Raw genomic sequence first — 9,099 nt, forward strand, 5'->3', positions numbered from 1 at the left:
TCGCTGCATAAAAAGTGGCCAGCAACCTACTGGCTGCTGGCCGGGAAAACTTTATATTTTTTCACTGTCCTCTTGACGGGTAGCAGTTCAGATTGCCAAAGCAGGTTTTTCTACAGGCTGAGCGCACAGCCTGCGGGCTGTGCGCTTTTTTGCCTGTATCACAGGTTGATTCGGGCGCCGTCGTACAAAACCGAAAATCCTTCTTGGCCAAATCGGGCGCTGAGCTCGGCATGGGTCAGCCCGCAGTTGTGGGAGAAGTGGTTCACATACCAGCGGGTGAGCGGCCCGGCGCTGCCCTGTTCCAGAAGAAGCCGACGGAATTCCAGATTGTCCGCAAGGCCCATGTGGCTGCCATCGCTGTGGGGCAGGGTGCCCCAGGTACAGTCCATGCTGACTCCGTCCAGCACCATGCCGTCCAGCAGGCGGTGAAGTTCGCGCAGGGTATCCGGCGAAGGCAGGCCGGTGTCGTGGGCGTACAGAAAGGCGGTGCGGGTGGCGGGCTCCACCAGAAGCCAGAACAGGCAGGTGAGTGCCGGGTCATGGCAGGCGGGCAGTGCCCAGGCAATCACCTCGCCGCAGTCCACCCGGTCAAAAGCATTGACGGGCAGTAGCTTCACTGAGGAATCCGAGGATTCACCGCCGAATTCAAAGGCAAAGGCCTGCCGGGCACGTTCCAGACTTTCCGGCACAAGAAAGGCCTGCAGCGGCTGCTCGCCGGGAATGTGGCAGTAGTATCGGCTGCTGCGCATGGCAAGTTCGGCCGGTGCGAAGTGATCCGCATGGGCATGGGTGTTCAAAAGCACATCCACCGCGGCCAGATCCAGCCCGTAACACAGCTTGGCGTGGTAAATATCCGGCGGCAGATCCACAAGAATATGACCGTTCACCAGCGCACCGCATCGGGCGCGCAGATCCCTGCCACCCAGTGCCTGCGCCCGGCGGCAGAGAGGGCAGCGGCAGAACAGGGCGGGAATTCCTTCCGCTGCTGCGCTGCCAAGGATCAGAAGCTCCATCGTATCCATCCTCCCGGCGTTATGATTTTTCACCATTATAACGCTTGCGGGGCAGAAAGAAAAATTTTTGTTTCTTTGTGCCCCATTTTGCAAAAGCAAGGCCCTGCGGCATTTTTTGCCGCAGGGCCTTTTTATACTGATTTTATGCGGGGCCGGGGCGAAGTATGACCCGGCGGCAGAAAATCAGAAAAAACGAGGTGGAATGTTATGGGTGAAAAATTGCGGCTTTTGCCCCTGAGGCGGCTGGCCGGCTGGGAGCCGGGGCTGCAGCAGCTGGGGGCCGGTGCGCTGGGGGCGCTGATGGCGGCAGGCAGTGTGTTCGGTGGGCTGCATCCCTTCGGGATGGCGCTGCTTATGGGGGCAGGCCCGGCCCGGCTGTGGGCGGCGGGTGCGGGTGTGCTGGCGGGCTATCTGGCCTTTCTGCCCCTGGCCGACGGGTTGCGCTACCTGGCGGCGGCCGCAGTGGTGCTGGCCGGAAAAGCCCTGTTTCGAGGGCAGTTCTGGCCTGCTGCGGCAGGGGGCTGCGCCACACTGCTGGCCGTTCAGATGATGCTGGCGGTGAGCGGGCTGGCGGGTCCGGCTCAGTCGGTTGCGGCGGTGGGGGATGCCACTCTGGCCGCTGCCTGGGGCTGGGGGCTGTTCCGTGCAGGGGCCAGAGCTCGCAGAGGTGGCCCGCTGGGGGCAGAGAGTCTGCTGCTCTGCTGCGCGGGGCTCTGTGGCCTGCAGCAGCTGCCCGCCATGGGCCTGCTGCCCGGTGTGGTGGTGCTGGCGGCGGGCGGTCTGGCTCTGGCCTTCCGGGGCAGGCTGCGGGACTGCGCCATCTTCTGCCTGTGCGGGGCGGGTGCACTGGCCGCGGCGGATCCAGATCTGTGCTTTGCCGGGCTGGCGGTGGCGGTTGGCTGCCTGGCGGCGGCCTACTTCACCCCGGGCGAGCGGCTGGGCTGTGCCACCCTGTTTCTGGTGGGCGGGCTGCTGGGAGTACTGGCCGCACCCCAGAGCAGTCTGGCGGTGGGATTTCTGGGCAGCGCCGCGCTGGGAGAGGCTGCATTTTTTGCGCTGCCTGCCCGGCTGCTGGCAGCACTGCCCGCCCAGACCGACCCGGCCGCCGCCCAGCGCCCCCGGGTAGCCGGGGCGGTGAGTCAGCTGGAAAGTGTGGCCAACGCCCTCACCGGCATTGCAGACACCGTGAATCAGGTATATGAAACCCTGCCCCGGCGGGGCGAGAGCTACAACTGGGTGGTGGACTATGTGGCCGAGGAGCTCTGCCGTACCTGCGGCAATCGGGAACGCTGCTGGGTGCAGGATTACAGCACCACCATGGACGGCTTTTACCGGCTCAAACCCATTCTGGAGCAGCAGGGCCGGGCGGCGCTGGAGCAGCTGCCCGGCCAGTTCTGCCGCTGCATCCACCCCACCGAGCTGTGCAGCTGCTCCAGCCGGGGGTATGCGCTGTATCGGGGAAGGCGGGAAAGCCGGGTCAAGGCCGGGGCTATGCGGGCGGCCCTCACCGAGCAGTACAGCGCCATGGCCCAGGCCCTGAGCCAGATGGCCGGGCAGCTGGGCCAGAGCATTGTACCGGACGTGGGCAAGACCGAGCAGCTGGGGCGGCTGTTTTCCTCCATCGGGCTGGAGCCGCTGGAATGCCAGGCAGGATTCGACGCGGCGGGCAGGCTGCGGGCGGGGGTTACGGTGAGCCGCACCCCCTTCAGTCAACAGGAGCTGGGCGAGATCACCGAGGAGGCCCAGCGCATTCTGCACCGGCCGCTTACTCTGCCCCGGGTGGATCACTGCCGGGCGGTAACCACCATCACCTTCAGCGAACAGCCGCTGTATTTTCCCCGGTACGGGCTGGCGGCCCGCCCGGCGAAGGCGGGGGCCTGCGGCGACGCGGTGGAGCAGTTTTGCGACTGCTTCGGCAACGCCCATCTGCTGCTGTGCGACGGAATGGGCGTGGGGCGCCCCGCTGCCATCGACGGCACGCTTGCCGCCACGCTGGCGGCAAGGCTTTTGAAGGCGGGCTTCGGGGCCCAGAGCGCCGCTCGGCTGGTGAACGTGGCCCTTGCGCTGAAAAGCGATGAGGAGAGCGCCGCCACCATGGATCTGGTCACGGTGGATCTTTACAGCGGCCGGGCCAGCCTGTTCAAGGCGGGAGCATGCCCCACTCTGCTTCTGCGGGGCGGTAAGGCCCAGGCGCTGGAAGGCAGCAGCCTGCCGGTGGGCATTCTGGAGCAGGTGGTGGGCCAGCAGGATTCGGTGGCTCTGAACGAGGGCGACTGGGTGGTGCTGGTGAGCGATGGTGCACTGACCGATGGCAGTGGCTGGCTGTGCCAGCAGCTGGAACTGTGCGCCGCCAGCAGCAACACTCCCCAGCAGACCGCCGAGCTGCTGGCGGATATGGCTCAAAAGCGGGCCGAGGGCCGCAGCCGTCCGGATGATATTTCGGTGGCGGTGCTGCGGCTGGAGCGGGCCGTGGACTGAGTGGTTATATCTGGAAAACAAAAAACGCCCAGCCATTTGGCTGGGCGTTCTGCTGATTCAGATGGATCAGGCCTCGGCAGAAGCAGAAGCGGCCTCGGAAGCAGCAGCCTCAGAAGAAGCGGCCTCGGAAGCGGCAGCTTCGGACTCAGCAGCCTCAGACTCGGCAGCCTCGCTGGAAGCAGCCTCGGAAGAAGCGACTTCGCTGGAAGCGGCCTCAGAGGAAGCAGCCTCGGAAGAAGCGGCGGTGCTGGTGGAAGCAGCAGTGCTGGTAGAAGTGCTGGTGGTCTCGCTGCCACCGCAGGCAACCAGAGACAGGGCCAGAGCGGCCACGCAAGCGATAGCGATGATCTTGGAAGACAGTTTCATAATGTCATTCTCCTTTGCATTTGATTCGGAAAATCGCCCCATAAACCGAAGGGCGCCGTATTGTTCCGGCGGGCACGTTTGCGCCACTGCCTCGGAACGTTTTCCTATCATACCCTCCAGATATGAATATTCTATGAAGAAACCGCATCAAAAAAGTAACAAAATGTACAAAAAAGAAGGGGAGTTTTGTAACAAAATAGCTACAGAGTGGTAACAAAGATGCCGTGTAAGGACTTGCGACTTTGCTCTACATCTGTTAGAATAAAAAAGAAACTACATATTGTAGAAAAAGAAATTCTGACGCGAAAAAGGGGAAGGAGCACGGAATATGCGACTGTCGGAAGCAGAACTGGAAATCATGGAGCAGATCTGGAAACTGGAGCGGCCGGTCACAGCTGCCGAGCTGGCCGGCCCGTTGCAGCAAAAGGGCTGGAAGCCCACCACCCTGCTCACCTTTCTGGCCCGGATGGCGGCCAAGGGAGCATTGAAGGTGGAAAAGCGGGGCAAACAAAATGTGTATACCGCCTGTGTGAGCAGTGAGCAGTACCGGGCTGCTGAGGCTCAGGAGCTGCTGACCAGGCTGTACAGCGGAAATGTGAAAAGCATGGTGGCTGCTCTTTACGATGGAAATGCTCTTTCCGGCGATCAGCTGAACGAGCTGCGGGACTGGCTGGAATCGAGGTGATTCGGGGCGATGTATGAACTGTTTTATACCTGGCTGCTGCCCACCAGTCTGGCAGGCGCGCTGGCGTCACTGCTGGTGCGTGCTCTCGCCCCACTGCTGAATCGGTTGAGCTGGCGCTGGCAGCGGCGGGCCATGGGCTGCGCCGCAGGCTTTTTTCTGTTGCCGGTGGGGCCACTGCTGGCCCTTCTGCCGGGGATAAAGCGCTCCACCGGACTGGAACCGGTGGGGCAGGCGCTGGAAAATGCGGCCCAGGCAGCGGTACATACCGTGAACATCAGTACCGAACCGGTGATGACTGCCCCGCTGGCTCAACCGGTCCAGCCGGTACAGCCCCAGCTGGCAGGCCAGCTGCTGGCGGTGCTGCCCTGGTTGTGGGCATTGGGTGCTGTGTTGTTTACTCTGTGGCAGCTGGTGGGCTATCTGCGTTTTTGCCGGGCACTGCACCGGCTGCGCGGCCCGCTGAGCGAAAAGGAACAGAGCCTGTTGCGCCGGGTCAGCCTGGAAAGCGGGCACATTGCCCCGCTGCGGGCCTGGGTGTGCCCTGGCGTGCGCACTCCGCTGCTGGTGGGGGTTCTGCGACCGGAGCTGTACCTTCCCCGGGACATGGAGGAAGAAGCCCTTGAACTGGCGCTCCGCCATGAATTGGCCCATCTGAACAGCGGCGATCTGTGGGGCAAGGCGGCGCTGCGTCTGGCTCGCCGGATCCACTGGTTTAATCCGGTCTGCCACTGGCAGGCAGCCCGGCTGGAGCGGGTGTGTGAACTGGCCTGTGACGAGGCGGCAGTGCGCGGGCTGAACAAAGAGCAGCGCAAGGCATACGGGCGGGTGCTGCTGGCGGCTGCGGCCGGCCCGCTGCCTGCCGGCGCTTCGGGCATGAGTGCCGGGCCGGAAAACCTGAAAGCCCGGCTGCTTGCGCTGTTTGAGCAACCCAAAGCCAGCCGCCGCCAGATACTGGCCGCGGCGGCGGGTCTGCTTGCCGCCGTCTGTCTGACCGCCTGCGCGGCGGCGGGGCTGTCGGCGGGGGAGGCTGCCTCGTCGGCCAGCCTGGCCGAAAACGGGCTGGAGCAGCTGAGCTTTTTGCAGCAGCAGTCCCGGCAGGCCACCCGGGAGACAGTTCCCGCTCCCATGCCGGAGCCGGAGGAAAAGCCTGCCCTTGCCGAGGGGCAGGCCAGCGTGCAATGGATGCGCGAGGAACAGAGCGTGGCCGGGCAATACGACTACGAGAAGGACGAGACTCTTCTGGAAGGACAGTATGTGATCGAGCGCAGTGCGGCGAACGGGTTGGATGAGGTGAGCGGTTGGGCCTTTTACGACGAGCAGGGCCTGCTGGTGGACTATCAGGAGGTGGACCGGATCACCCTGCAGACTCCGGTGAAGGGCATCGTGCGGTATAACGGCGATCTGCAATTTATCCAGAGCGTGGTGGAAAAAAGTGAAGTGGGGCAGACCGGGCAGCAGAGTGCCGAAAGCGGTGAAACGACGGTGTCGCTGATCTGGCCGGTGCCCGGCTACACCTATGTGAGCCGCTGGATGAACGACTATCATAAGGGCGCGGATCTTATCGCACCCAAGGGTACCGAGGTGTGCGCCATGGCCGCCGGTACGGTGACCGCTGCCGGCTGGCATTACAGCTACGGCAATTATGTGGTAATTGAGCATGAAGGTGGTGTGCGTACCCTGTATGCCCATCTGGGCAGTCTGAACGTGGGCATGAACGATCAGGTGGAGCAGGGGGCGGTGATCGGCACCGTGGGCAGCACCGGAAACTCCACTGGCATCCATTGCCATGTGGAAATCTATGTGAATGGTGAGCGCCGCGGTTTGCAGGAATGGTTCCCGGATTATTAAAGAAGAAAGAAGTATCCCCCGTGGCGGCCTTTGCAAAGGCTGCCACGGCTTTTTGTTGCGCCAGGGCAGAAAAGCGGCTATACTGAAAGCAGGATTTGACTCCGGTCGAACCGGTGAGGAGGAAAAGCGGATGAATGCGGCTAATACATTGAACCCTCTGTTCGAGATCATCGGCCTGCTGGCACTGAGCGGCTCGGCGGAAAAAAATATGGAGCCCAGCGTTCGGGCTCTGCGGGAACAGGGCGTTGACACGGAGGCTCTGCGGAGATTGTGCGAGCCGGTTCACAGCCGTTATCTGGCTGCTTTTTCCAAAGCTGCCCCTGCCATGGAGCCGGAGTGCGCCGAGCTGTTTTTCAGTGAGCTGGATCAGGATTTTCTGATGCTGGTTCAAACGGTGTGCGCCGAACACCCGGAATGGTTTTCCGGGTCGTTGCCTGAAGAGGAAGCCGTTCGCTTGGCTTTTGCTCAGGCCGTTGCCGAGCGGGCGTTCGAACAGGCGCCGAGCCTTGCAGAGCTGGTGGAGATTTTGCAGAGCGGGGGAATTGCTCCCGCTGCATGCTGGCGATTGATTCGCCTGCTGGAACGTCCCTCGGAATGGATCGGCCGCCTGGCCGATGCGGTGCGGCGCAGTGAAACGGCTTACCAGAAAGCGTTGGCGGCGGTGCAGCGGCAGCTGCCCGGCCTGCTGGAGGAATTTGCACGCGGAGAATATCTGAGCGCCGCCATTGCTCCGGACGCTCCGGTGCAGCCGATTCTGGTCTATCCCATGGGAGAGATCATCTCCACCGGTCCGTCGCAAACGAGCGGCTATGTGGGGCTTTATATCGGGCAGGCTTACCGGATGCTGGAGCAGCAAAGGGCGAGCGATGGGGAGCTGACGGCCTGCCTGAAGGCGCTGGGCGATGCCAGCAAGTTCAAGATTCTTACCCGGCTTCGTGAAGGGGCAAAGTACAATCTGGAGCTGGCTCAGGAGCTGGAGCTTTCTGCCGCGACCATGAGCCATCACATGAGTGCTCTGCTCACCTGTGGTCTTGTGCGGATGGAAAAGCGGGATGGCCGGGTCTATTACAATCTGGAGCAGCAGGCGATGCGCCGCCTGCTCAGCGCGCTGGAGCAGCGCTTTTTGACTTAAATATTCGATGAAAATCAAATATCGCCGGGTGGTTTCAGCCTGCCACCCGGCGATATTTTTTTGTTCCAATCCCTTTGGATGGCGTGTTGACAGGAACAAGAGCCTGTGATATATATTAGATATAAATCAAATATATTACGACAAATATTTGATGAAAAGCGAATTGTTACATGGCGAACAGGGGGAGAGAACCATGAAGAAAAAAGGATTCGGTGCAAACTTTACGCTTCTGGCGGCAGGGCAGGGGCTGTCACTGCTGGGCAACAGCGTGTTGGACCTTGCACTGTCCATGTATGTTGTGGAGCGCACAGGTTCGGCATCGGTGTATGGTGCACTGCTGGCAGCAGCTATGCTGCCCGGGATTTTGCTTGCCCCACTGGGTGGTGTGCTGGCCGATCGGGCAGACCGTCGCCGACTGATGGTGTGGTTGGATCTGTTGAATGGAGGCGTGGTGCTGCTGACCCTACCTTTTCTTCAGGGCGCGGGAGGCGTTGCGGCAGCGGGAGTTCTGATGATTTTACTGGGAATTCTGGGAGCGATGGAAACGCCGGTGGTGCAGGCCAGCCTGCCCCAGGCAGTGGAAGCCGGCTCGCTGGAGCGGGCGAATGCGGTTGTGCTGCAGATCAGCATGCTCAGTGCGATGGTGGGCCCGGCTTTGGGCGGTATCCTGTTCCGTGTTTTTGGTGTAGCGCCGTTGCTTTTGCTGTGCGGGGTGTGCTTCTGGATTACCGCAATGCTGGAACGGCTGATCCGATTGGAACCGTTGGAACAGGTGCTGGCATCCGGTGGTTTGCTGCAGACTGTTTTCGATGACCTGAGCGAGAGTGGTCGTTTTCTGCGCCGGGAGCAGCCTGCTCTGTTAAGCCTTGTGGGATTTACGGTAGCGATGGCACTGCTGTGCAACGGTGTTGCGGGTGTGAGTGCACCGTTTCTGATCAGTACCCGTCTGGGATTGAGTGCAGACTGGTACGGCGCGGCGGGCAGTGCGTTGGGGGCATTCGGCATTGCGGGGAGTCTGGCAGCAGGGCTGTTGGTCGGGCGAATGGGTGGTAGTCGACTGGCTTGGGTGCTTGTGATGATGGGGGGATGTCTGCTGCCGGCTGGAACAATGTTCCTGGCGGGAGGCGGCACCATGGCCTGCTATGGAACGCTGGTGGCGGCTTTTTGCGGAATGCAGCTGTGCGCAGTGGTTTTTTCGGTGTTTGCCCGCAGTGTGGTGCAGCGGCGGGTGCCGGGCCGGATGATGGGAAAGCTGATGGCCCTTGCCGCTGCGCTGGAAGCCTGCGGTCAGCCGGTGGGGCAGCTGATTTACGGTTTCCTGTTCGACGTCTGCCCTGCCGGGTGGGTGCTGCTGATTACCGGGCTGCTGATGGTGATGCTGGGGATTATCAGCCGGGGAGTGCTGGCCACATTGAAGCTGTAAAAAGGAAAGAATATTCTTTGAAAGTAAAAAACTCCCCGCACGGGTTACCGTGCGGGGAGTCAGCCTGTCGAAAAAGGCCACCTATCGGTGGTCTTTTTCTCGTATAAGGAAAGGGAATGCGGTATAATGGTGTGGGGTGATAAAAATGCTGGTA

The 9,099-nt window shown here is 61.7% G+C and carries 7 protein-coding genes; 5 read left to right on the forward strand and 2 right to left on the reverse strand.

Features of this window, described 5'->3' with window-relative positions:
- Positions 1–158 precede the first annotated feature (158 nt).
- A complete protein-coding gene (locus EDD77_RS17365) occupies positions 159–1,013 on the reverse strand; it encodes an MBL fold metallo-hydrolase (RefSeq protein ID WP_058963820.1) in 855 nt (284 codons plus the stop codon).
- Between the two features lie 207 nt (positions 1,014–1,220).
- On the opposite strand from EDD77_RS17365, the gene EDD77_RS17370 reads away from it, so the two are divergent.
- Positions 1,221–3,491: a PP2C family protein-serine/threonine phosphatase gene (locus EDD77_RS17370; RefSeq protein WP_058963819.1), complete on the forward strand. Its 2,271-nt coding sequence runs from the start codon at positions 1,221–1,223 to the stop codon at positions 3,489–3,491.
- Between the two features lie 66 nt (positions 3,492–3,557).
- Here the strand turns inward: EDD77_RS17370 and EDD77_RS17375 are convergent, their stop codons facing one another.
- Positions 3,558–3,857 (reverse strand): hypothetical protein, encoded by a 300-nt coding sequence (locus EDD77_RS17375; RefSeq protein ID WP_058963818.1) that lies wholly within the window; start codon positions 3,855–3,857, stop codon positions 3,558–3,560.
- A gap of 328 nt (positions 3,858–4,185) precedes the next feature.
- Here EDD77_RS17375 and EDD77_RS17380 point away from each other — a divergent pair, with 328 nt between their 5' ends.
- The 4 genes from EDD77_RS17380 (at position 4,186) to EDD77_RS17395 (ending at position 8,945) form a co-directional block, all read left to right on the forward strand.
- A complete protein-coding gene (locus tag EDD77_RS17380) occupies positions 4,186–4,542 on the forward strand; it encodes a BlaI/MecI/CopY family transcriptional regulator (protein ID WP_058963817.1) in 357 nt (118 codons plus the stop codon).
- Positions 4,543–4,551: 9 nt separating this feature from the next.
- Entirely contained in the window at positions 4,552–6,390 is a 1,839-nt protein-coding gene (locus EDD77_RS17385; RefSeq protein WP_058963816.1) for a M56 family metallopeptidase, read from the forward strand.
- 130 nt (positions 6,391–6,520) lie between these two features.
- Complete coding sequence (locus EDD77_RS17390; protein WP_058963815.1) at positions 6,521–7,522, forward strand: ArsR/SmtB family transcription factor; 1,002 nt, start codon at positions 6,521–6,523, stop codon at positions 7,520–7,522.
- 193 nt (positions 7,523–7,715) lie between these two features.
- Entirely contained in the window at positions 7,716–8,945 is a 1,230-nt protein-coding gene (locus EDD77_RS17395; protein WP_058963814.1) for an MFS transporter, read from the forward strand.
- Positions 8,946–9,099 lie beyond the last annotated feature (154 nt).

The organism is Allofournierella massiliensis (assembly GCF_004345265.1).
Taxonomy (GTDB): Bacteria; Bacillota; Clostridia; order Oscillospirales; family Ruminococcaceae; genus Allofournierella; species Allofournierella massiliensis.